Below are 21,829 nucleotides of genomic sequence, written 5' to 3'. Positions count from 1 at the left end.
GATAGGGGTAGTAGTACCTGGTTCCCGGGTGGCGCGCCGGCATGTCCGGCTGTTTCCACGCGACCGTCGGACAACCGTTAACCTCAGCGGCGTACCCGACGGCCGGCGGGCGGCGCGGCCCCCGGCGGCCGCCGTCACCCATCTGAAGTCCGGGGAGCGCCCAGATGAGTTTTGCGCGAGTGCGGGCACTCGTTGTCGTCGGCCTGCTGGCGGTCCTCGCCCTGGTCTTCGTCGTGGTCGCGCTGGTGCGCGACACCCAGAGCAACGCCGGCACCGCCAAGGGCTGTCCGGACGGCTGGCCGCTCGCCGACGTGACCCTCCGCGAGACCAAGGACGTCAAGATCAACGTCTTCAACGCCACCGACGAGGCGGGGCGGGCCACCAGCGTCGCGGACGACTTCCGCAACCGCAAGTTCCAGGTCAAGAAGGTGGGCAACGAGAAGCAGAAGGTCGAGGACGTGGCGGTGCTGCGGTTCGGCCCGAAGGGCGTCGGCTCGGCGCACCTGCTGCGCGCGTACTTCCTCGACAACGCCGTCCAGGAGTACGACCCGAAGCGCACCGACGACACCGTCGACGTGGTGCTCGGCGACAGTTTCCAGCAGCTGGCCACCACGACCGAGGTGAACCAGTCCCTGGGCGACCTCGGCTCGCCCGTGGCGCCGCGCGGCTCCTGCCCGGCGCCCGTCGACAAGTGACCGCCCCGGGCACGCCGGCCCCGAGCCGGCGTGCCCGGGCACCGGTCCCGGCCCACCGACGCTGCGACGCGATCCCGGGCCGGCTCGGCCCGCCGCCGGTGCGCCCAGTCGAGGGGCACACGCCCGGCTCGGTAGGCGGTCGCGTGCCGCTCGGCGTCAGGGCCCGCCGGAGGCGTCGAGGTCGGCGAGCCGGTCGTGCAGGGGCGCGAAGAGCGCCGGCGGGGCGGCGATCACCAGGTCCGGCCCGGGCGGACGGCCGTTCAGCCCCGCCACCCGGAGGCCGGCCTCGGTCGCCACCAGCGCCCCGGCCGCCTGGTCCCAGGCGGCGAGCCCCTTCTCGTAGTAGGCGTCCACCCGTCCCTCGGCGGCCAGGCAGAGGTCCAGCGCCGCGGCGCCGAGCCGCCGGATGTCGCGGATGTGCGGGATCAGCTCGGCGACCACCCGGGCCTGGTGCGCCCGGCGTTTCGGGTCGTAGCCGAAGCCGGTGGCGACGAGCGCCTGCCCGAGGTCGCGCTCGGTGGAGCCGCCCAGCCGCTCGCCGTCGCGCCACGCGCCCCCGCCGGCCGTCGCCGTCCACTCCTCGCCGGTGGTCACGTTGCGTACGACTCCCGCGACGACACGGCCGTCGACCTCGGCGGCGAGCGACACGGCGGAGTGCGGCAGTCCGTAGAGGTAGTTGACGGTGCCGTCGATCGGGTCGACGATCCACCGCACGCCCCCGGGGCCCACCGGCCCGGTGTCGCCCGAGCCGTACTCCTCGCCGAGCACCGCGTCGCCCGGCCGCAGCCCGCGCAGCGCGTCGAGAACCTGTCGTTCGACGGCCCGGTCGGCGGCGGTCACCACGTCGGTCACCGTGCTCTTGGTGGCGGCCACCGAGACGCCCTCGGCCCGCATCCGGTACGCCGTCGCGGCGGCGTCGCGCGCCACCTCGACCGCGATGTCCAGCAGTTCGCGCGGCGACGGCGTCGTTCGCTCCATCCCTCGTCCCCTTCCCGCACGACCGGGGCGTTCCGGCTCACGCGCGGGTATCATCCTTACAAAGTCCACATGTGTGCCGAATCGGCGGTCCCCGCACCCGATACGCCGTGCGGCGCAGGATGATCGCCGCAGACGGCGTTACAATTCACCCCTGCCCACGCGCCACGGACGGCCGACGACCGGCCGGCCCGGGACACGGGGGTTCCTCAACCACATCGCCCGGCGCGGTGGCCCCTGCTGCGCCAGACGACCCGGCCGTGCTCGCTCTTCGCCTCCGGAAGGTCATTCGTGACAGAACCCCGCCAGACCGGCGCCGACGTTCGCTCGCTCACCGACACCCTGATCGCCCACGCGCAGAGCGCCGGCGGCCAGCTCACGTCGGCCCAGCTCGCGCGCACCGTCGAGTCCGCCGAGGTGACTCCGGCCCAGGCCAAGAAGATCCTGCGGGCGCTCTCCGAGGCGGGAGTGACCGTGGTCGTGGACGGGTCGGCCAGCACCCGGCGACGGGTCGCCGCCGCCCGGTCCGCCACCCCCGCCTCCCGGGCCACCACCGCCAAGACGACCAAGAAGGCCGCGCCGCCCGCCCCCAAGCAGGCGCCCGCCTCCGAGGAGTCGCCGGCGCCGGCCCCGCGCAAGGCCGCCGCCCCGCGCAAGACGGCCGGCACCACCGCCGAGGTGGCCGCCAAGGCGGCGGCTCCGGCCAAGGCCGCCAAGTCCACCCGCGCCACCAAGGCGACCGTCGCGGCCGCCGGCAAGGCGACCAAGGCCGCGCCGGCGAAGGGCAAGGGCGACGAGGCAGGCGCCGACGGCGACATCGACCCGGAGGAGCTCGCCGCCGAGATCGAGGACGTCGTCGTCGACGAGCCGGCCGAGCTCACGCAGGCCGCCGAGGCCGACGCCGCGAACTCCGCCAGCGACAACGACTTCGAGTGGGACGACGAGGAGTCCGAGGCGCTCAAGCAGGCCCGGCGTGACGCCGAGCTGACCGCGTCCGCCGACTCGGTCCGCGCCTACCTCAAGCAGATCGGCAAGGTCCCGCTGCTCAACGCCGAGCAGGAGGTGGAGCTGGCCAAGCGCATCGAGGCCGGGCTCTACGCCGCCGAGCGGCTGCGGGCCGCCGACGAGGGCGAGGAGAAGCTCAGCCGCGAGATGCAGCGCGACCTGATGTGGATCTCCCGGGACGGCGAGCGGGCCAAGAACCACCTGCTCGAAGCCAACCTGCGGCTGGTCGTCTCGCTGGCCAAGCGCTACACGGGGCGCGGCATGGCCTTCCTCGACCTGATCCAGGAGGGCAACCTCGGCCTCATCCGCGCGGTCGAGAAGTTCGACTACACCAAGGGCTACAAGTTTTCCACGTACGCCACCTGGTGGATCCGCCAGGCCATCACCCGCGCCATGGCCGACCAGGCCCGCACCATCCGCATCCCCGTCCACATGGTCGAGGTGATCAACAAGCTGGGCCGCATCCAGCGCGAGCTGCTCCAGGACCTGGGTCGCGAGCCCACCCCGGAGGAGCTGGCCAAGGAGATGGACATCACACCGGAGAAGGTGCTGGAGATCCAGCAGTACGCCCGGGAGCCCATCTCGCTGGACCAGACCATCGGCGACGAGGGCGACAGCCAGCTCGGTGACTTCATCGAGGACTCGGAGGCCGTGGTCGCGGTCGACGCGGTCTCGTTCTCCCTGCTGCAGGACCAGCTCCAGCAGGTGCTGCAGACGCTCTCCGAGCGTGAGGCGGGTGTGGTACGCCTGCGCTTCGGCCTGACCGACGGCCAGCCGCGCACGCTGGACGAGATCGGCCAGGTCTACGGGGTGACCCGGGAGCGGATCCGGCAGATCGAGTCCAAGACCATGTCCAAGCTGCGCCACCCGTCGCGGTCCCAGGTCCTGCGGGATTACCTGGACTGAGCCGAAACCGTCAGCCCGGTGTGTCGTTTTGATCACTTGGTGTGCATCGCCGGAAGGTGATCCACCGGATGCACGATTGTGATCGTTGACGTGGCACCCTTGGTGCACGGCACACTGGTTCCCTGCCATGTGTGACCTCGGTCCCCCGCGGGCACACAGGGAAGGCCAGGCGCGACGAGGATGTTGCAGGATAGGTGAGCAACGACCGAAGAGATTGTTCATCGGTGACGACCAGAGGAGGAAGGCGATGACCCCGACCCTCACGCCGCCGCCCGAGACGGTGAGCCCCCCGGCCGCCGATGAACGGTGCGACCGCTGCAATGCTGCCGGCAAGCTCCGCATCACTCTGGCTGGTGGGAGCGAGCTGGTGTTCTGTGGGCACCACGCGAACAAGTACGCCGAGGATCTCGTGAAGATCACGGTGCGGTACGCGACGGACCCGGAGTTCAGCTGGCGTGGCGCCGATCTGATGGCGAACTGAATCCGAAACCCGACATATAGCCGACCGGAGGTCCCGTAAGGGCCTCCGGTCGGTCTTTTTTCGCACCCGACCCCACCCCTCTCCTGCCCCCGGCCCCGGCGGGTTGATCAACTCCGGTTCGCCGAAGTGGCGGTATCCCGGTGTGCCGGACACCGCCAGTTCGGCGAAATGGTGTCGATCAAGGGCCGTCCAGGAAGGCGAGTCGACCAACGGCGGTAGCGGCAGGGACGGAGCCGCCCCGCACGGTCAGAGGGTCTGGACCGTGGCGATGCGTTCCTCGAGCTGCTCGATCGTGGCCTGGGCGCTGGGCGGGCCGCCGCACAGGCGTCGCAGCTCGGCATGGATCTTGCCGTGGGGTTGGCCGGTGCGGTGGTGCCGGGCTGCCACGAGGGCGTTGAGCTGGCGGCGCAGCGCCACCCGGCGCTGGGCCGCGCTCATCGGTGCGGGTGGTGCCGCCGGCGCGTCAGCGGCCGGCTCAGCCGTCCTGGCGGCCGCCCTACGCCGCTGCGCGGCCAGTTGCTCCGCCTGCCGCTTGGACAGGAGCACGGCGACCTGGTCGGCGGTGAGCAGCCCGGGCAGGCCGAGGTACTCCTCCTCCTCCGGTGTGCCGGCCTGGGCCGCGGTGCCGAACGACGCCCCGTCGAAGATCACCTGATCCAGCTCCGCGGTGGCGGAGAGCGCCGCGAACTTCTTCTCCAGCTCGCCGCTGGCCTGGTCGTCGCGCTGGGCCCGTTCGAGCAGGTCGTCGTCGAAGCCCTCGCGGTCCTTGGGCTTGCCCAGCACGTGGTCGCGCTCGGCCTCCATCTCGCTGGCCAGCCCGAGCAGGTGCGGCACGCTGGGCAGGAAGACCGAGGCGGTCTCCCCCTCGCGGCGGGCCCGCACGAACCGGCCGATCGCCTGGGCGAAGTAGAGCGGCGTGCTCGCGCTGGTGGCGTACACCCCGACGGCGAGGCGCGGGATGTCGACGCCCTCCGAGACCATCCGCACGGCGACCAGCCACCGCTGCTGGGACGCCGCGAACGTCGCGATCCGCGCGGACGCGCCGGCGTCGTCCGAGAGCACCACGGCCGCCTTCTCGCCGGTCACCTGCTCCAGCAGCTTGGCGTACGAGCGGGCCGTCTGCTGGTCGGTGGCGATCACCAGGCCGCCGGCGTCGGGCATGCCCGCGTTGCGTAGCACGGTGAGCCGGGCGTCGGCGGCGCGTAGCACCTGCGGCATCCAGTCGCCCGCCGGGTCGAGGGCCGTCCGCCAGGCCTGCGCGATGAGGTCCTGCGTCATCGGCTCGCCGAGCCGCGCCGCCAGCTCCTCCCCCGCATTGGTCCGCCAGCGGGTCTCCCCGGAGTACGCGAGGAACAGCACGGGCCGGACCACGCCGTCGCGGAGCGCGTCGGAGTAGCCGTAGACCGAGTCGGCCCGCGAGCGCATAAGGCCGTCCCCGCCGCGCTCGTACGTCACGAACGGGATCGGGTTGTCGTCGGAGCGGAACGGCGTGCCGGTGAGCATCAGCCGGCGTACGGCGGGCTCGAAGGCGGCCTTCACCCCGTCGCCCCACGACCGGGAGTCGCCCGCGTGGTGGATCTCGTCGAGGATGACCAGCGTGCGCCGGGTCATGGTGCGCCGCCGGTGCACCTGCGGCGCCATGCCGACCTGGGCGTACGTGACCACGGCCCCGTGGAAGTCGGCCGCCGAGTGCAGGTCGGCGTTGCGGAAGGCGGCGTCGAGCTGGATGCCCACCCGGGCCGCGGACTCCGCCCACTGCAGCTTCAGGTGCTCGGTCGGGGCGACCACCGTGACGGCCTCCACGGTGCCGTCGGCGAGCAGCTCGGCGGCGATGCGCAGGGCGAAGGTGGTCTTGCCGGCGCCCGGCGTGGCGACCGCCATGAAGTCCTCGGAGCGCCGGCGCAGGTACTCGACCAGCGCCTTGCGCTGCCAGGCGCGTAGTGCCGGAAACGTCTCGATCGCCGGCAACCGGGCTGCCACGCGAAGGCTCCTCTCCGACCGCACGAAGGCGGACCCGGTACGGGGGCCGGCGTCCGCACCGCCCATGAAAACGCCTCCGCGCCGAGAATGCCGCGAAGGCCGGTTCAGCATAACCAGGAGGCCGCGTCCGTCCCAGGCGACGCCACGCGGGTCACACCCGCCGCCGGTGTCCCGGCGTCACCACCGGCGGCCGGAACCCGGGGTGGGCCGGCGGCCGCCCCGCGTCACCACCGCGGGCCCGGGCCGGGATCGCGGGTGCGCGGCGGACGCATCGGCGCCACCGGCACCGTCCAACGCCGGCGCAACGCGACCACCCGCAGCCCGAAGACCAGCACGGCCGCCGCCGAGAGCGGCAGCGTGCCGGCCTGCCCCAGGCCGTTGAGGGCCGCCACGAGGATCGCGCCGGCGAGCGCGGCCACCGCGTAGATCTCCCGCCGCAACACCACCGGGATCTCGCCGGTGAGCAGGTCGCGGCCCAGACCACCGCCGATCCCGCTCAACATGCCGATGAGGCAGGCGCCCACGGGGGGAACCCCAGCGTCGAGCGCCTTGAGCGTGCCGGTGACGGTGAACAGCGCGAGCCCAGCCGCGTCCAGCAGCAGCACGGTGGTCCGCAGCCGGGCCAGCTGCGGATGCAGCCAGAACACCGCGGCCGCGGTGACCGCGGCCGCCGTGGCGTACCGCCAGTCGGCGAAGGCGAGCGGCGGCACCTCGTCGATGACCAGGTCGCGGAAGATCCCGCCACCGAGGGCGGCCACGAAGCCGACGAAGACGACGCCGAAGAGGTCGAGCCGTTTTGGCCACCGCCGCGGAGGCGCCGGAGGCGGCGAAGACCGCGACACCGACCAGGTCGGCGAGGAGGAGGGCGGTGGAGGTGGTCACCGCCGCAGGCTACGCGGGCGGCCCGAGGGGCCGACCCGGTTCACTCCCCCCAGGAGTCGTAGATCTCCTTGCACTTCGGGCAGACCGGCGAACCCGGCTTGGCCGCCTTGGTCACCGGAAACGTCTCCCCGCACAGTGCGACGACGAACGTGCCCATCACGGCACTTTCGGCGATCTTGTCCTTACGGACGTAGTGGAACATCTCGGGACCGGTATCGGCGTCCTTCAGCTCCGGACGCTCGAGAACCTGTGTGCTCACGTCTGCACCTCCAACCCACAAGTTTGGCAGCTCACCGCGGTCCGGTCCACTTCACCCCGTTCCGGCCCGAGGTCGTACGGTGAGCACCGTGACCAACTTTCACATCCGTTACGGCGCCGAGGTGGCCGACGCCCTGCGCGACGGGCGTCCCGTCGTCGCCCTGGAGAGCACCATCGTCTCCCACGGTCTGCCCCGACCGCAGAACCTCCGGGTGGCCCGGCAGATCGAGGGCGCGGTCCGGGACGCGGGCGCCGTACCGGCCACCATCGGGATGGTGGGCGGCGAGCTGGTGGTCGGCCTCGACGACGCGCAGCTGACCCGGTTGGCGACCGTCGACGGCGTGGCGAAGCTCTCCGTACGGGATCTCGCCGTGGCGGCCGCCGCCGGCGCCGACGGCGCCACGACCGTGGCCGCGACCAGCGCCGTGGCCGCCGGGGCCGGCATCGGCGTGTTCGCCACCGGTGGCCTGGGCGGGGTCCACCGGGAGGCGTCGCAGACCTTCGACGAGTCGGCCGACCTCGTGACCCTGGCGCGTACCCCCATCGCGGTGGTCTGCGCCGGGGTCAAGTCGATCCTCGACGTGGGCGCCACGCTGGAACGGCTCGAGACCCTCGGGGTGGGTGTGGTGGGTTACCGCACCCGACGGTTCCCGGGCTTCTACCTCACCGACGGCGGCTTCGACCTCGACTGGTCGGTGGACTCCCCCGAGCAGGTCGCCGACGTGCTCGCCGCCCGCGCCCAGCACGGCGTGCACCGCGGCGCCCTCGTCGTGGCCAACCCGCTGCCCGCCGAGGAGCAGCTCGACCCGGCGCTGCACGACCGTACGCTCGCCGAGGGCCTGGCCCGGCTCGAGCGTGACGGCGTGACGGGCAAGGCGGTGACGCCGTACCTGCTCGCCCACTTCCACTCGGCCACCGAGGGCGCGAGCCTGGACGTGAACGTGCGGATCATCCTGCGCAACGCCGACCTGGCCGCACGGATCGCGGTGGCCTCGGCCCACCGGGCCGCGGCGCACGCATGACCCCGGCGCCCCGGATCGTCGTCGTCGGCGACGTGATCACCGACGTGGTGGCGGTGCTGTCCGGCCCACTGGCGACCGGCTCGGACACCGCCGCCGAGATCCGGTTCAGCGGCGGCGGGCAGGCCGCCAACACGGCCGCCTGGATCGCCGCGCAGGGGACGCCCGTGACGCTGGTCGCCGCCGTCGGCGACGACACGGCGGGCCGGGAGCGGGTGGCCGAGCTGGAGGCCACGGGGGTCACCTGCGCGGTCGAGCGTGTCGAGGACGCCGCGACGGGCACGGTGGTGGTGCTGGCCGACGACCGGGAGCGCACCATGGTGAGCCAGCGGGGGGCGAACCTACGGCTGACCGCCGGGCACGTCGAGCGGTCCCTCGCCGAGGCGCCCGACCCCGGGCATCTGCACCTGTCCGCGTACACCCTGCTGGACGACGCGTCGCGCGGCGCCGGGCTGCGGGCGCTGGCCGTCGCCCGCGAACGCGGGCTCACCACCAGCGTGGACGCGGCCTCCGCGGCGCCGCTGCGGCGGGCGGGCTCGGCGGCCTTCCTGACCTGGGTACGCGACGTGGACCTGCTGCTCGTCAACGCGGACGAGGCGACGGTGCTGGCCGGCGGGCTGGACCCGGCGGCCCAGGCGCGAGCGCTGTCGGCGGCGGCCCGCCGGGTGGTGGTCAAGCGGGGCGCGGCGGGCGCGGTCTGGGCGGACCGGAACGCGACACTCTGCGTGGCGCCGGCCCGCCGGGTGGCGGTGGTGGACGTCACGGGCGCCGGGGACGCCTTCGCGGCCGGCCTGCTCACGGCCTGGCTGGCCGGCGCCGAGCCGCGAGCCGCGCTGGCGCGGGCCGGCGACCTCGGCGCCGTCGCGGTGAGCACGCTCGGCGCCCGCCCCCGGCCCTGAGGGAACGGGGCCGGTCAGAGGTCGGCGTCGATCACCCGGTGGGGGCGCTCCTCGGCCGTGATGCTCATGGGCGGTGTCTCGTCCCGCTGCTGGTGGTGGAACTTGTTGGCCAGCCGGTGCTCGTCCTTGGGCGGCCGGTCGTTGGCGAGCAGCACGGCCAGCCACGGGATGAGCACCATGCCGAGGGCGCACAGCGGCAGCCAGAGCCACAGCATGGGGGCTTGGGCGCCGACCAGGATCGCGCCCGCCACGATGCAGGCGACGCGAATGCCCATCATGAGCACGTACCGCCGCTGGCGACTGGTGAGCTGGTCGTCCTGGCTGCGTGCGGCGTCGGTGATAAGGATCGGTTGGTACGCCTGGCGCTTCACCACGGACCTCCTCGAGGGGTTACGCCCCATCCTGTCACTCACCGACCGTGATCAGCGAACTTCGCGGCACGCGAACGTTCGTGTTACGTCCGTGGTACGCTCGCGCCGTGGGCAGCAGGTTCAGCTTCACCGACGAGGCGCTGGCCAACCTGAAGGTCTACGACGTCACGCCGGGGGAAGTCTGGGAGGCGCTGCACAGCGCCCGGCGGGTCATCCGCCACCTGGGCGACGACGTGATGGTCGTCTACGCCGCCGCCCGGCGGGGCCGCCGGCTGGCCGTGCTGCTCGCCGAGGCCGACGGCACCGGCAACGACTGGGACATCCTCTCCGCCCGTGAGCTCAGCGACACCGAGTCCAAGCGCTACGACGAGGCCGTGCGGAGAGATCGCCGATGAGGAGGCGGTGACGATGCACCGTGACGACGCGACCAAGCAGTTCCACAGCGGCGACGACCGGCTCGCGGAGCTGATCGACGAGAGCCAGCCCGTGGACCTGCCCACCCCCGACACCGACGTGCCGATGGTGAGCCGGTCGGTGCGGCTGCCGCTGGAGACGTACGAACGGGTGCGTTCCGCCGCCGAGGCGCGCGGCATCGGGGTCACCACCCTGATGCGGCAGTGGATCGAGGCCGGGCTCGCCGACCTGGACGACTCAGCCACCGTGTCCCTCGCCGACGTCCGGCGGGCGCTCGCCTCGCTGGCCCACCCCACCGCCGCCTGACCCGCCGCCCGCGGTTTGGGCGGTCACGGCCGTCGCGGCGCGTACCGGCGCGCCGGTCGCCGCAGCGCCGGTCGCCGCGGGGCCGGCGGTCCGGCCCCGGACCGCGGCGGTCGGTCAGCCGGCGGCCTTCGCCTTGGCCGCCACCTTCGCCTGCTGCTTGTACTCCCGCACGCGGCGCAGCGACTCGTCGTCCACCACGTCGGCCACCGAGCGGTACGCGTCCGCGTCGCCGTACCCGCCGGCCGCCTCGCGCCAGCCCTCCGGCCGGACGTCGAACCGCTTGCCGAGCAGGGCGAGGAAGATCTGCGCCTTCTGCTTGCCGAAGCCGGGCAGCTCGGCGATCCGGCCCAGCAGTTCCCGCCCGTCGGTCACGTCCGCCCAGAGCCGGGCCGGGTCGCCGTCGTAGCGGTCCACCAGCACGCGGCACACCTCCTGCACCCGGGCGGCCATCGCCTTCGGAAACCGGTGCAGCGCGGGCGGACGGGCGAAGAGGGCGAGCAGCTGCTCGGGGTCGTAGGCGGCCAACTCGCGGGCGTCCAGGTCGTGACCGAGCCGCTGGGAGAGCACCCACGGCGAGGAGAACGCCTTCTCCATGGGCACTTGTTGATCAAGAACCATGCCGATCAGCAGGGCGAGCGGATCCCGGTTGATCAGGTAGTTCGCCTCGGAGTCGATGGGCAACGTGAGCGTCATGACGTCATGCTCCCTCATGGGACGCGGCCACCGACGATTGCCCGACGTGTCGCGGCCGTCGCCGGTCGAACTCGACCCGATGGAGCCGGAGGGGCCCACGCCCACGATCCCGCTGATGCCCTCGCCACGCCCGGCGGTACGGGCATGCCGTACCGCCGGGCCGGCGGGCGTCAGTTGACCACGAACAGCAGCCGGTTCGGCGAGCCCGAACCGGGGTTGGTCACCTTCCCGGTGGTGGCGTTGCTGGTCAGGTAGCTGCTGACCTGCGCCGGCGTCCAGCCCGGGTTGGCCGACAGCACGAGGGCGGCGGCGCCGGCCACGTGCGGTGAGGCCATCGAGGTGCCGCTCAACGTGCTGGTCGCGGTGTCGCTGGTCCGGTACGCCGACAGGATGCTCGAGCCGGGCGCGAACACGTCGACGCAGGAGCCGTAGTTGGAGAACGACGAGCGGGCGTCGGTGCTCGTGGTGGAGCCGACGGTGATGGCCGCCGGGGTGCGCGCCGGCGAGTAGTTGCAGGCGTTGGCGCTGGCGTTGCCGGCCGCCACCGCGTACGTGATCCCCGAGTTGATCGAGTTGGCCACCGCGTTGTCGATGGAGCTGCTGGCCCCGCCGCCGAGGCTCATGTTGGCCACGGCCGGCTTGACCGCGTTGGCGGTGACCCAGTTGATGCCGTTCACCACGGCGGTCGTGCTGCCGCTGCCGGCGCAGTTGAGCACCTTCACGGCGACGAGCCGCACCTGCTTGGCCACCCCGTACGTGGAGCCGCCGACCGTGCCGGCGACGTGCGTGCCGTGCCCGTTGCAGTCGGTGTTGTTGGTGTCCACGGTGTTCGTGCCCCAGGTGGCGCGGCCGCCGAACTGCGTGTGCGTAGTCCGGATACCGGTGTCGATGATGTACGCCCGCACGTTCGAGGCCGTGTTCGGGTAGGTGAAGCTGCTGCTCAGGGGCAGGTTCCGCTGGTCGATGCGGTCCAGGCCCCAGGGCGGGTTGGTCTGCGTGGCCTGCGTCGTGAGCACCTGGTCCTGCTCCACGTAGGCCACGGCCGGGTCGGCGGCGAGGCGGCGGGCCTGCGCGGCGCTCATCCGGGCGCTGAAGCCGGTCAGCGCGGCGCTGAAGACGTCGGCGACGCTGCCGCCGTACCGCTTGGCCAGCGCGTCGGCCCGCTGCGGCACGCCCGTGCGGGCGGCCGGGGTGCCCGCGGCGCCGACCGCGTCGCCCCGGAGGACGACCAGGTAGCTTCCGCTGATCGCGTTCGGGGCGGAGGCGCCCCGGACCTCTCCGGTGGGCGCCGCCGTGGCGGGGGTGGTGGTGGCCGTGGCGATGGCGGCCACGCCGGCGGCGACGGCGAGCGTCCGGAGAAGACGCCGCCGCGGAACGGACCCTGCTGGCATCGTGTGCCTCCCTGTCGGCACGCCGGTCCGGCCCCCGAACCGCACGGGTCGTGCCCTCGACGGATGTTGGCCCAGATGGTAACCACGACATTGATGAGCATGAAAGAGATGCCGCTCTATACATACTGTTCCCGCTATGGATGTTCCGGGTGGGCCCGCCCGGCCCGGCGGCACGAGGCAGGATGGCGGGGTGGCTGAACACGACATGCTGCTCTCCCCCGCCGGGGTCGAGGCGCTGCGGACCGCGCTGACCCGGGCCGGGTTCACGTCCAACGGCATCGCCGGCCGGCTCGGCTCCCAGGCGACCGGCGGGGTGGCCCGCAACGACTACCGGGCCGCGCTGCTGGCCACCGAGGACCGCGACCCGCTCGGCACGCTGATCCGGGTGTTCATCTGTGACCAGACCGAGGCCGAGGAGGTCGTGGCGGCCGCCCTCGCGCCGCTGTCCGTGACAGAGGCGCTCGCCGGCGGGCTGGTCGAGCGGCACGGCGACGGGCTGCGCGCCGGCGTGGACCTGGAGCCGTACGGCGACGACTGGTGGGTGCTCGCCGACGTGCCGGGCAGCGCCCGTCCGGGGCGGCCGCTGCACGCCGAGCACGTGCTCGGCATCGGCGGCGCGACGCAGACGCTGATCGGCGCCACGGTCCGGCACCCGGTCGACGCGGCGCTGGACCTGGGCACCGGCTCGGGCGTACAGGCCCTGCACCTGTCGACCCACGCCCGTACGGTCACCGCCACCGACGTCTCCGCCCGTGCGCTGCGGTTCGCGGCGACCACGGCCGCGCTCAACGGCCAGGACTGGGAGCTGCTGCGCGGCGACATGGTGGCGCCGGTCGCCGGCCGCCGGTTCGACCTGGTGGTGAGCAACCCGCCGTTCGTGGTGGGGCCGGGCACCACCACGCACGTCTACCGGGACTCCGGGCGGGTGGGCGACACGATGGGCTCCGAGCTGGCCGCCGCCGCGCCCGAGCTGCTCACCGAGGGCGGCACGATGCAGTACCTCGCCAACTGGGTGCACGTCGCCGGCGAGGAGTGGGACGAGCGGGTGGCCGGCTGGTTCGCGGGCACCGGGCTGGACGCCTGGGTGATCCAGCGCGAGGTGGCCGACCCGATGGCGTACGTGAACCTGTGGCTGACCGACGTGGGCGAGACCGCCGACCCGCGGCGGATGGCCGCCTGGCTGGACTGGTTCGACGCGCACAAGGTGGAGGCGATCGGGTTCGGCATCGTCTCGCTGCGCCGGGGCGGCCACGCCGATCCGGTGGTACGGGTCGAGGACCTGCGGCAGCGGGTCGAGCCGCCGATGGGCGAGCGGATCGCCGCCTGGTTCGACCGCCAGGACTTCCTCCGCGTACGCGACACGGAGGGGCTGCTCGCCGAGCGCTACCGGGCGGCCGAGGGGCTCCAGCTGCGCCAGGAGGCGACCATGGGTGAGGAGGGTTGGGCGGTGGACCGTCAGGTGCTCGCCATGCCGCGCGGGCTGCGCTGGACCGAGGAGGTCGACCCGCTGGTGCTCGCGCTGGTCAGCGGGTGCGACGGGCGGCTGCCGCTGCGCGACCAGCTCAGCCTGCTCGCGGCGGCGCACGACGTGGCGGTCGACGAGCTGGCCGAGGCGGCCGGCCCGATCGTGGCGCACCTCGTGGAGCGCGGCATCATCGAGCCGGTTGCCGCCTGATGCGGGCGGTGGTGCAGACGGTCGGCCGGGCCAGCGTCACGGTCGACGGCGAGGTGGTCGGCGCGATCGACGACGGGCTGCTCGTGCTGCTCGGAGTGACCCACGACGACACGGTCGAGACGGCCCGGACGATGGCACGCAAGGTGCACGAGCTGCGCATCCTCGACGAGGAGCGCTCCGCCGCGGACGTGGGCGCGCCGATCCTGGTGGTGAGCCAGTTCACCCTCTACGGCGACGCCCGCAAGGGCCGCCGCCCGAGCTGGACGGCGGCGGCGCCCGCGGAGGTCGCCGAGCCGCTCGTGACGGCCGTGGTCGAGGCGCTGCGCGAGCGCGGCGCCAAGGTCGAGACGGGGCGCTTCCGCGCCCACATGCTGGTCGACAGCGTCAACGTGGGCCCGCGCACCATCCTGCTCAATCTCTGACCCGCGCCTCACCTCGGTGATCAAGAGGTTTGCGTCAGGAATACCCGCGGATCCGACGCAAACCTCTTGATCACCGCCGGTCGGCGGGTCAGAAGAACAGGCCGCGGCGCTCCAGGGACTGGCGCAGCCAGCCGTCCAGCTGCGCCGTCCAGTCGACGCGGTCGGCGGTGGCGTGGTCGACGGTGAACCGGCCGAACGCGTCCCGGCCCTCGGTGAACAGGCCACCCCGCTTGTCCATCTCCAGCACCACCTGCATCTGCCGCGAATCGGCGATGAAGGTGACCTCCAACTGGTTGATCGCGCGCGCGTACTGCGGCGCCGGGTGGAACTCGATCTCCTGGTAGAACGGCAGCGTCTGCCGTACGCCGTAGATGTGGTCGCGCTCCACGTCGGCCCGGCTGAACCGGAAGCCGAGCCGCAGCAGCGCGTCGAGCAGGCGCTCCTGGGCCGGCAGCGGGTGCACCGCGACGGCGTCCAGGTCACCCTTGTCGACGGCCCGCGCCACCTCCAGCTCCGTACGCAGCCCCATGGTCATCCCGTGCAGGTGCTGCCCGTACAGCTCGGTGACCGGGGTCTCCCAGGGCACGTCGAAGCGGAACGGGATGTCGTGGCGCTGCCCCCGCTCGAGCCGGAACGCGCCGGTCACCCGTTGCCGGTGGAACTCCTGGTTGGTGTCGTACTCGTTGTCGCCGCTCTCCACCTCGACCCGGGTCGTCAGCCCGAGCGCCACGTACTCGACGTCGACCTGGTGGTCGCCGCCCACCACCTGGATCCGGCCCTCCAACTGCCCGCCCGGGCGGCAGTTCGGGTTGGCCAGCACGGTTTCCACGGACGGGCCGCCGACGCCCATCGCCTGCATGAGCCGTTTGAAGACCACGTGCACCCTCCGTCGCCTCTGCGGGGCCGGCCGCCCGGCCGGTCGCTGGCACGGTAACTGGGTGCGGCAAGCCCACCCGGCCGAAACGCCCTGGCTCCGCGCGGCGTTCCGGTCGCCGTCCGACCGGATTGCTGTCGGGTCCCCGATCGCCTCACTCCCGTTTTACGCCCCGCCCGCCAAGCTGGTTCTCACCGGCGGCACTGGGCCGGGAACGCACCACACGGACACGGGGAGAGACGAAGATGGCCCTGCAGATGACGGAGCACAGCATGCGCCCGGCCGCGGGCACGGACAGCGACCCGGGCGCGGAGGTCCTCACCGACCTGGACGCCACCGACGAGCGTGGCGTCTCCACGGACCTGGTCCGGGCCTACCTCAACGGGATTGGCCGGACGAAGCTGCTCACGGCGGCCCAGGAGGTCGAGCTCTCCAAGCGGATCGAGGCGGGCCTCTTCGCCGAGGAGAAGCTGGCCACCTGCACCCCCGTCTCGCCGGAGCTGCGGGCCGACCTGGAGCTGATCGTCACGGAGGGCCGGGCCGCCAAGGACCACCTCCTCGAGGCCAACCTGCGGCTCGTGGTGAGCATCGCCAAGCGCTACACGGGGCGCGGCATGGCCTTCCTCGACCTGATCCAGGAGGGCAACCTCGGCCTCATCCGCGCGGTCGAGAAGTTCGACTACACCAAGGGCTACAAGTTCTCCACGTACGCCACCTGGTGGATCCGCCAGGCCATCACCCGCGCCATGGCCGACCAGGCCCGCACCATCCGCATCCCCGTCCACATGGTCGAGCAGGTCAACCGCATGGTCCGCGCCCGTCGCGAGCTGTCGGTGGCGCTGGGTCGGGAGCCCACCGTCGCGGAGGTCGCCCGGGCGCTCGAGGTCCCGGAGTTCCAGGTCATCGAGCTGATCTCGTACGACCGGGAGCCGGTCAGCCTCGACCAGGCGGTCGGCGAGGACGGCGAGAGCGCGCTCGGCGACTTCGTGGCCGCGGTCGACCCGCGGGACGAGCCGGGCGACGCCACGGCACAGGGCGAGCTGCGCAACGAGGTGCGGATCGTGCTGGCCACCCTCTCCCAGCGGGAGCAGGCGGTGATCCGGCTCCGGTTCGGCCTGGACGACGGCCGCCAGCGCACGCTCGACGAGGTCGGTCGCGAGTTCGGCCTCTCCCGGGAGCGGATCCGGCAGATCGAGAAGGTGACGCTCCTGAAGCTGCGCGCTCCGGAGCGGGCACAGCGCCTCGAGGCGTACGCCTGCTGAGTGGGCGTGTGGACGGAAGGCCCCGGCGGTTCGCCGGGGCCTTCCGCGCGACCCGGACGGCCCGGACCGCGACCCGCGCCGCGCGACCCCACCGACAACGGCGGCGACCCGCCGGGCGGTCGTTGACTCGCCGCACAGGTTCCGCTACCAATGCGTGACCGGTCCTGGACCCGACCGAAGGGAACGCAGCATGAACTGGACGTTGGAAGTCATCGTGGTTCCCGTGTCCGACGTGGACCGGGCCAAGGCGTTCTACGCCGACCAGCTCGGGTTCACCGTCGACCACGACACCTCCGCCGGCGGCCTCGGCCGGGTCGTGCAGCTCACGCCGCCGGGGTCCGGCTGCTCGATCGTGTTCGGCACGGGTGTCGTCCCGGAGATGCCGCCCGGGTCGCTCAAGGGTCTGCAACTCGTGGTGCCCGACCTGGAACGGGCCCACGCCGAGCTGGTCGACCGGGGCGTGGCGGTCAGCGACATCCAGGTGCTGGGCAGCAATCCCAGCGCCAGCGGGCACCCGCTCGACAACGTCGGCTTCGTCTTCTTCTCCGACCCGGACGGCAACTCCTGGGCGGTCCAGCAGATCTCCAGCCGGGCCTGACCCGCTCCGGCCGGTCAGCCGATGCGCGCCGCAACGGCGGCCGGGGGTCAGAGGCGGCGCGGCCCGGTGTCCGGCCGCTCGGCGGCCGCACCGAGACGGACGGTGGCGTGCAGCACCGAGAGGCCGTCCGGCCGGGCGAGCACCGGGTTCAGCGTGAGCGCGCGCACGCGCGGCTGCTCGTCGGCGAGCCGCCCGACCCGCAGCAGCAGGTCCGCGAGAGCCGCGCGGTCGACCGGCGCGGCGCCCCGGTGCCCGCGCAGCAGCGGAGCGGCCCGCGGCTCGTCGACCAACTCGGCGGCGTCCCGGTCGGTCAGTGGCACGGCCCGCCACGCCCGGTCGCCCAGCAGCTCGGTGGCCACGCCGCCGAGGCCGAAGCCGACCACCGGGCCGAACGCCGGATCCTCGACCAGCTCCACGACACAGGCCACCCCGGGCGGGACCATCGGCTGGACCAGGACGTCCGCGCCGAACACCGCCGACATCTCGTCGTACGCGCGATGGACCGCCTCGGGGTCGGGCAGGTCGAGCCGGACGGCGCCCAGGTCCAGCCGGTGACGCAGCCCGGCGGCGGCCGCCTTCATCGCCACCGGGAACCCGAGCCGGGCCGCGGCGTCGGCCGCCTCCCGCGCCGAGTCGGCCGGCACCGACTCGACCAGGTCGATCCCGTACGCGGCGAGCAGGGCGGCCACGTCCGCACCGTCGTGACGCAGCGCCGCCTGCCCGGCCGCTCGGTCGAGGCCGGCCAGCTCCGGCAGGTCGCCGGGCGGGCGGCGCAGCCAGTCGGCGTACCGGTGCACCCGGGCCAGGGCCCGGATCGCCTCCTCCACGCCGCCGTAGGTCGGCAGCCCGACCGGTGAGCGTCCGGCGAGGACGGTGGCCACGGCCGGCTTGCCGGTGCCCACGGCGGCGGGCAGCGCCACGGTGAGGTCGGCGTCGGCCGGTTGACCGGGCAGCGGCGGGGCCAGCAGCACCGCGAGCGCGTCGACCCGGTCGTCCTCGACGGCCCCGGCGAGCGCCGCCGCGAACTCGGCCGCCGTGGCGTTCGGCCCGACGTCGTGGGGGTACCCGTCGACCAGCGTGAGCCCCTGCGCCGCGCAGGCCCGGGCGGCCAGCCCGGTGAGCGCCGAGGAGTTGCCCACCACGGCGACCCGCGGGCCGGCCGGCAGCGGCTGCTTGGCGAGCAGCACCCCGACGTCGAGCAACTCGGCCACCGTGTCCACCCGGATGACGCCGGACTGGGCGAAGAGGGCGGCCACCGCGACCTCGTCCGGGCCGGCGAGAACGGTGACGCCGGACGGGCGGGCCGGTGACGCGAGCGCCACCACCGGTTTCGCGCGCCCGATCCGCCGGACCAGCCGGGCGAACTTGCGAGGATTCCCGAACGTCTCCAGGTGCAGCATGATCACGTCGGTGCCGGGGTCGTCCTGCCAGTACTGGAGCAGGTCGTTGCCGGACACGTCGGCCCGGTTGCCCGCCGAGACGAAGCTGGACAGCCCGAGGCCCCGCCGGTCCGCCTCGGCCAGCAACGCCACCCCGAACGCGCCGGACTGGCTGAAGATGCCGACCCGGCCGGGTGGCGGCAGCGCGGGCGCGAGCGTCGCGTTGAGGCGTACCGCGGGGTCGGTGTTCGCCACGCCCAGGCAGTTCGGGCCGATCACCCGCATCCCGGCGGCGTGCGCGGCCCGGACCAGGGCCCGCTGGGCCGCCGCACCCGCCGAGCCGGCCTCGGCGAAGCCCGCCGAGATGACCGCGAGCCCGTGCACCCCGGCGGCCGCAGCGTCGGCCACCACGGCCGGCGCGGCATCCGGCGGAACGGCGACCACCGCGAGGTCGACGGGCACGCCGGCGTCGGCCGCCCGGGGGTACGCCGGCAGCCCGGCCACCGTCGTGGCGGCCGGATGCACCGGCACGACCGCGCCGGGAAAGCCGCCGTCGCGCAGGTGCCCGAGCACCGCAGCGCCCACGCCCTGGCCGGTGGCGCTCGCGCCGTACACGGCCACACCCCGCGGGGCGAGCAGCCGGGCGATCGAGCGGGCCTCGGTGCGGTGCTCCCGGCCGCGCTGCACGGCGAGGGTCGCCTCGGTGGGCGCGATCGGGAAGGTCAGGTGCACGACGCCGTCGGCGAACTGCCGCTGCACCTGGTACCCGAAGTCGGAGAAGACGCGCAGCATGGCCCCGTTGGCCGGCAGCACCTCGGCCACGAAGTGCACGATCCCGACGCGGCGGGCCGCGTCGGCCAGGTGCTCCAGCAGCACCGAGCCGATGCCCCGGCCCTGGTAGGCGTCCTCCACCACGAAGGCCACCTCGGCCTCGGGCGCCTCCGGCCCGAGCCGCTCGTACCGGCCCACGGCGACGATCTGCCCGGCGGCGATCACCACGAGCGCCTCCCGGTCGCGGTGGTCGACCGTGACGAAACGCCGCAGGTCCCGTTCCGGAATCCGGGGGTACGGCGAGAAGTAGCGCAGGTAGCGGGTGCGTTCGGAGAACCGCGCGTGCATGGCCACGATGCCCGGCGCGTCCTCCGGGCGGATCTGTCGCAACTGGACGGTGGTGCCGTCGCTGAGCAGCACGTCCACCGGTTGGTCCACGGTCGTCACCAGCCGGCCCTCCGTGGCCGGGTCAGTCGCGCGGGTCGTGCGGGTCGAGCCCGAGCAGCGGGAAGACCGTCCTGCGGGTGGCCGCGATCGCCCGGTCCACCGCTGTGGGCTCGCCGGTCGGCTGCCACGGCTCGTACGCCGGGTCGACGTCGTCGGTCATCCGCAGCGGCACCTGCGCGCCGGGCCGGCGCTTGGCGGCCAGGTCCCGCCAGGCCGGCGGCGTGAGCGTCGCCGGGTCGAGCGGCGCGCCCGTGGCGACCGCCAGCAGGTGCGTCCACGCCCGCGGCACCGCCTCGACCAGCGCGTACCCGCCGCCGCCGGTGGCCACCCAGCGGCCCTCGCACAGCTCGTCGGCGAGCGCCCGCAGGGCCAGGTAGGTGGCCCGCTGCCCGTCGACGGAGAGGTGCAGGTCGGCGAGGGGGTCGAGCCGGTGCCCGTCCGCGCCGCACTGGGTGACCAGCACCTGCGGCCGGAACGCGCGCAGCACCGACGGGACGATCGCGTGGAACGCGCGCTGCCAACCCGCGTCGTCGACGCCGGGCGGAAGCGGCATGTTGACGGCGCTGCCCTCGGCGCCCGGGCCCCCGGTCTCGTCGGGAAAACCGGTGCCCGGGAACAGCGCGAGCGGAGTCTCGTGCAGGCTGACCGTCAGCACCCGCGGGTCGTCCCAGAAGACCTGCTGCACCCCGTCGCCGTGGTGCACGTCCACGTCCACGTACGCGATCCGCTCGGCGCCCAGGTCGAGCAGGCGGGCGATGGCCACGGCGGGGTCGTTGTAGACGCAGAACCCGCTGGCCCGCGCCGGCATCGCGTGGTGCAGGCCGCCGGCCACGTTGACCGCCCGGCGGGCCTCGCCCCGCCAGACCGCCTCCGCGGCGGCCACGCTCGCCCCGGTGATCAACGCGCTCGCCTCGTGCATCCCGTCGAAGACCGGATTGTCCGACGTGCCCAGCCCGAAGCCGGCGAAGAGCGGATCGGACGGCGCGGCGCGCACGGCCGCGAGATAGCGCGGGTCGTGCACCCGGGTGAGCAGCGCGTCGTCGGCCGGCTCCGGCTTCACGAGGCGTACGCCCGGCCGGTCCAGGACGCCGAGCTCGCGGGCCAGCGCGACGGTCAGCTCCACCCGTACCGGGTCGAGCGGATGGTCACCCATGTCGTAGGCGAGCAGGGACTCGTCCCACACCACCACCGTGTCGTCGGACATGCGCCCATCGTCGCACGTGGACCGCCGCGCGGCAGCGCAGCCGCTGGTCAGGCCCCGGGTGTCGCCCCGGTGGCCACCGGCCGGTCGGGGTCGGCCACCCAGTTGCTCCACGAGCCGACGTAGAGCGCGGCGTCCGGACGGCCGGCGAGGTGCAGGGCCAGCACCGCCTGGGCGGCCGTCACGCCGGAGCCGCAGTACGCCCCGACCGCCGCGCCGTCGGCCACCCCGGCCGCGGCGAACCGCTCCCGCAGCGCCTCGGCCGCCGGGAAGCGCCCGTCGGTCACGTACGCGGTGGCGGGCAGGTTGACGGCGCCCGGCACGTGCCCGGCGACGGGGTCGATGGGCTCGGTCTCGCCCCGGTAGCGCGGCGCGGCCCGCACGTCGAGCAGCACGCCACCCTCCGCGGCCGCCAGCCGGGCGGCCTCCCCCGCGTCGAGCACCGGCAGCGCGCCCGGCTCCACGGACACGTCACCCGGCTCCGGGTCGGGCACCTCGGCGGTGGTGGGCAGCCCGGCCGCCACCCAGGCCGGGTACCCGCCGTGGAGCAGGCGGACGTCCCGGTGCCCCGCCCAGCGCAGCGTCCACCAGGCGCGGGCCGCGGCCATGCCGTCGCCGCCGTCGTACACGACGACGGGGTGACCGGCCCGGACGCCCGCGGCCCGCAGCGCGTCCTGGAGCGCCGCGGGGTCGGGCAGCGGGTGCCGGCCGGCGGCGCCGGGCGGCCCACAGAGCGCGGTGTCCAGGTCGACGAAGACCGCGCCGGGCAGGTGACCCACGACATAGTCGTCCCGGCCGGGCGGGCCGGTGAGCCGCCAGCGGACGTCGAGCAGGGTGGGCGGGTCGGCGGAGTCGAGCTCGGCGGCGAGCCGGTCGGGCTCGACCAGGAGATCGTCGGTACCGGACATGGCGTCCAGTCAACACC

Annotated in this window: 21 protein-coding genes and 1 pseudogene; 11 read left to right on the top strand and 11 right to left on the bottom strand. The window is 73.9% G+C overall.

Translation table 11 applies throughout. The features are described from left to right. The first annotated feature begins 179 nt into the window (after positions 1–179). Positions 180–695 (top strand): LytR C-terminal domain-containing protein, encoded by a 516-nt coding sequence (locus tag ACSNOA_RS09680; RefSeq protein ID WP_436658361.1) that lies wholly within the window; start codon positions 180–182, stop codon positions 693–695. A gap of 156 nt (positions 696–851) precedes the next feature. On the opposite strand, the gene ACSNOA_RS09675 is transcribed toward ACSNOA_RS09680, so the two are convergent. Next, positions 852–1,673: an inositol monophosphatase family protein gene (locus tag ACSNOA_RS09675; protein WP_436657614.1), complete on the bottom strand. Its 822-nt coding sequence runs from the start codon at positions 1,671–1,673 to the stop codon at positions 852–854. Positions 1,674–1,961: 288 nt separating this feature from the next. On the opposite strand from ACSNOA_RS09675, the gene ACSNOA_RS09670 reads away from it, so the two are divergent. Both ACSNOA_RS09670 and ACSNOA_RS09665 read left to right on the top strand, forming a co-directional pair. Beyond that, positions 1,962–3,581, top strand: coding sequence for an RNA polymerase sigma factor (locus ACSNOA_RS09670; RefSeq protein WP_436657613.1), 1,620 nt, complete (start codon positions 1,962–1,964; stop codon positions 3,579–3,581). 247 nt (positions 3,582–3,828) lie between these two features. After that, complete coding sequence (locus ACSNOA_RS09665) at positions 3,829–4,062, top strand: DUF7455 domain-containing protein (RefSeq protein WP_073835435.1); 234 nt, start codon at positions 3,829–3,831, stop codon at positions 4,060–4,062. A 246-nt stretch (positions 4,063–4,308) separates the two neighbouring features. Here ACSNOA_RS09665 and ACSNOA_RS09660 read toward each other — a convergent pair whose 3' ends face one another. The 3 genes and pseudogenes from ACSNOA_RS09660 to ACSNOA_RS09650 all read right to left on the bottom strand — a co-directional run bounded on the left by ACSNOA_RS09660 (position 4,309) and on the right by ACSNOA_RS09650 (position 7,183). Beyond that, on the bottom strand, positions 4,309–6,042 hold the full coding sequence (locus tag ACSNOA_RS09660) for a DEAD/DEAH box helicase (protein ID WP_436657612.1): 1,734 nt from the start codon (positions 6,040–6,042) through the stop codon (positions 4,309–4,311). A 224-nt stretch (positions 6,043–6,266) separates the two neighbouring features. Next, positions 6,267–6,924: pseudogene (locus tag ACSNOA_RS09655) on the bottom strand (trimeric intracellular cation channel family protein). 40 nt (positions 6,925–6,964) lie between these two features. Further along, positions 6,965–7,183, bottom strand: a complete 219-nt coding sequence (locus ACSNOA_RS09650; RefSeq protein WP_120777989.1) for a DUF3039 domain-containing protein — start codon at positions 7,181–7,183, stop codon at positions 6,965–6,967. Positions 7,184–7,271: 88 nt separating this feature from the next. Between ACSNOA_RS09650 and ACSNOA_RS09645 the strand changes: the two genes are divergently transcribed. Beyond that, entirely contained in the window at positions 7,272–8,204 is a 933-nt protein-coding gene (locus ACSNOA_RS09645; RefSeq protein WP_436657610.1) for a pseudouridine-5'-phosphate glycosidase, read from the top strand. After that, positions 8,201–9,100 (top strand): carbohydrate kinase family protein, encoded by a 900-nt coding sequence (locus tag ACSNOA_RS09640; RefSeq protein ID WP_436657609.1) that lies wholly within the window; start codon positions 8,201–8,203, stop codon positions 9,098–9,100. The genes ACSNOA_RS09645 and ACSNOA_RS09640 overlap by 4 nt, the downstream gene beginning before the upstream one ends. 14 nt (positions 9,101–9,114) lie before the next feature. Here ACSNOA_RS09640 and ACSNOA_RS09635 read toward each other — a convergent pair whose 3' ends face one another. Next, positions 9,115–9,474 carry a DUF3099 domain-containing protein gene (locus ACSNOA_RS09635; protein WP_436657608.1) on the bottom strand — a complete coding sequence of 120 codons (360 nt, stop codon included), beginning with the start codon at positions 9,472–9,474 and terminating at the stop codon, positions 9,115–9,117. A gap of 104 nt (positions 9,475–9,578) precedes the next feature. Between ACSNOA_RS09635 and ACSNOA_RS09630 the strand changes: the two genes are divergently transcribed. Both ACSNOA_RS09630 and ACSNOA_RS09625 read left to right on the top strand, forming a co-directional pair. Continuing rightward, complete coding sequence (locus ACSNOA_RS09630) at positions 9,579–9,866, top strand: hypothetical protein (protein WP_436657607.1); 288 nt, start codon at positions 9,579–9,581, stop codon at positions 9,864–9,866. A 13-nt stretch (positions 9,867–9,879) separates the two neighbouring features. Further along, positions 9,880–10,191 carry a hypothetical protein gene (locus tag ACSNOA_RS09625; protein ID WP_358178488.1) on the top strand — a complete coding sequence of 104 codons (312 nt, stop codon included), beginning with the start codon at positions 9,880–9,882 and terminating at the stop codon, positions 10,189–10,191. A 114-nt stretch (positions 10,192–10,305) separates the two neighbouring features. On the opposite strand, the gene ACSNOA_RS09620 is transcribed toward ACSNOA_RS09625, so the two are convergent. Both ACSNOA_RS09620 and ACSNOA_RS09615 read right to left on the bottom strand, forming a co-directional pair. Continuing rightward, positions 10,306–10,884 carry an HhH-GPD-type base excision DNA repair protein gene (locus ACSNOA_RS09620; RefSeq protein ID WP_436657606.1) on the bottom strand — a complete coding sequence of 193 codons (579 nt, stop codon included), beginning with the start codon at positions 10,882–10,884 and terminating at the stop codon, positions 10,306–10,308. Between the two features lie 170 nt (positions 10,885–11,054). After that, on the bottom strand, positions 11,055–12,275 hold the full coding sequence (locus ACSNOA_RS09615; protein WP_436657605.1) for a S8 family peptidase: 1,221 nt from the start codon (positions 12,273–12,275) through the stop codon (positions 11,055–11,057). Positions 12,276–12,480: 205 nt separating this feature from the next. Here ACSNOA_RS09615 and ACSNOA_RS09610 point away from each other — a divergent pair, with 205 nt between their 5' ends. Together ACSNOA_RS09610 and dtd are read left to right on the top strand one after the other, a co-directional pair. Then, positions 12,481–13,950 (top strand): DUF7782 domain-containing protein, encoded by a 1,470-nt coding sequence (locus tag ACSNOA_RS09610; protein ID WP_436658360.1) that lies wholly within the window; start codon positions 12,481–12,483, stop codon positions 13,948–13,950. Further along, positions 13,950–14,372, top strand: coding sequence for a D-aminoacyl-tRNA deacylase (dtd, locus tag ACSNOA_RS09605; RefSeq protein ID WP_436657604.1), 423 nt, complete (start codon positions 13,950–13,952; stop codon positions 14,370–14,372). Before ACSNOA_RS09610 ends, dtd begins: the two co-directional genes overlap by 1 nt. Before the next feature lie 88 nt (positions 14,373–14,460). Here the strand turns inward: dtd and ACSNOA_RS09600 are convergent, their stop codons facing one another. After that, entirely contained in the window at positions 14,461–15,249 is a 789-nt protein-coding gene (locus ACSNOA_RS09600) for a sporulation protein (RefSeq protein WP_436657603.1), read from the bottom strand. Between the two features lie 242 nt (positions 15,250–15,491). Between ACSNOA_RS09600 and sigB the strand changes: the two genes are divergently transcribed. Then, a complete protein-coding gene (sigB, locus tag ACSNOA_RS09595; RefSeq protein WP_436657602.1) occupies positions 15,492–16,508 on the top strand; it encodes an RNA polymerase sigma factor SigB in 1,017 nt (338 codons plus the stop codon). Between the two features lie 190 nt (positions 16,509–16,698). Further along, entirely contained in the window at positions 16,699–17,106 is a 408-nt protein-coding gene (locus tag ACSNOA_RS09590; RefSeq protein ID WP_436657601.1) for a VOC family protein, read from the top strand. Between the two features lie 47 nt (positions 17,107–17,153). On the opposite strand, the gene ACSNOA_RS09585 is transcribed toward ACSNOA_RS09590, so the two are convergent. From ACSNOA_RS09585 to ACSNOA_RS09575, 3 genes are read right to left on the bottom strand one after another with little or no spacing between them, the layout of a single operon-like run. Continuing rightward, a complete protein-coding gene (locus ACSNOA_RS09585) occupies positions 17,154–19,703 on the bottom strand; it encodes a bifunctional acetate--CoA ligase family protein/GNAT family N-acetyltransferase (protein ID WP_436657600.1) in 2,550 nt (849 codons plus the stop codon). Positions 19,704–19,725: 22 nt separating this feature from the next. Beyond that, on the bottom strand, positions 19,726–20,907 hold the full coding sequence (locus tag ACSNOA_RS09580) for an acetoin utilization protein AcuC (RefSeq protein WP_436657599.1): 1,182 nt from the start codon (positions 20,905–20,907) through the stop codon (positions 19,726–19,728). 47 nt (positions 20,908–20,954) lie between these two features. Beyond that, on the bottom strand, positions 20,955–21,812 hold the full coding sequence (locus ACSNOA_RS09575; RefSeq protein ID WP_436657598.1) for a sulfurtransferase: 858 nt from the start codon (positions 21,810–21,812) through the stop codon (positions 20,955–20,957). Positions 21,813–21,829: the final 17 nt, after the last annotated feature.

It is taken from the genome of Micromonospora sp. URMC 103, assembly GCF_051386435.1.
GTDB lineage: Bacteria > Actinomycetota > Actinomycetes > Mycobacteriales > Micromonosporaceae > Micromonospora.
This window is presented reverse-complemented; position numbering and strand designations above follow the sequence as displayed.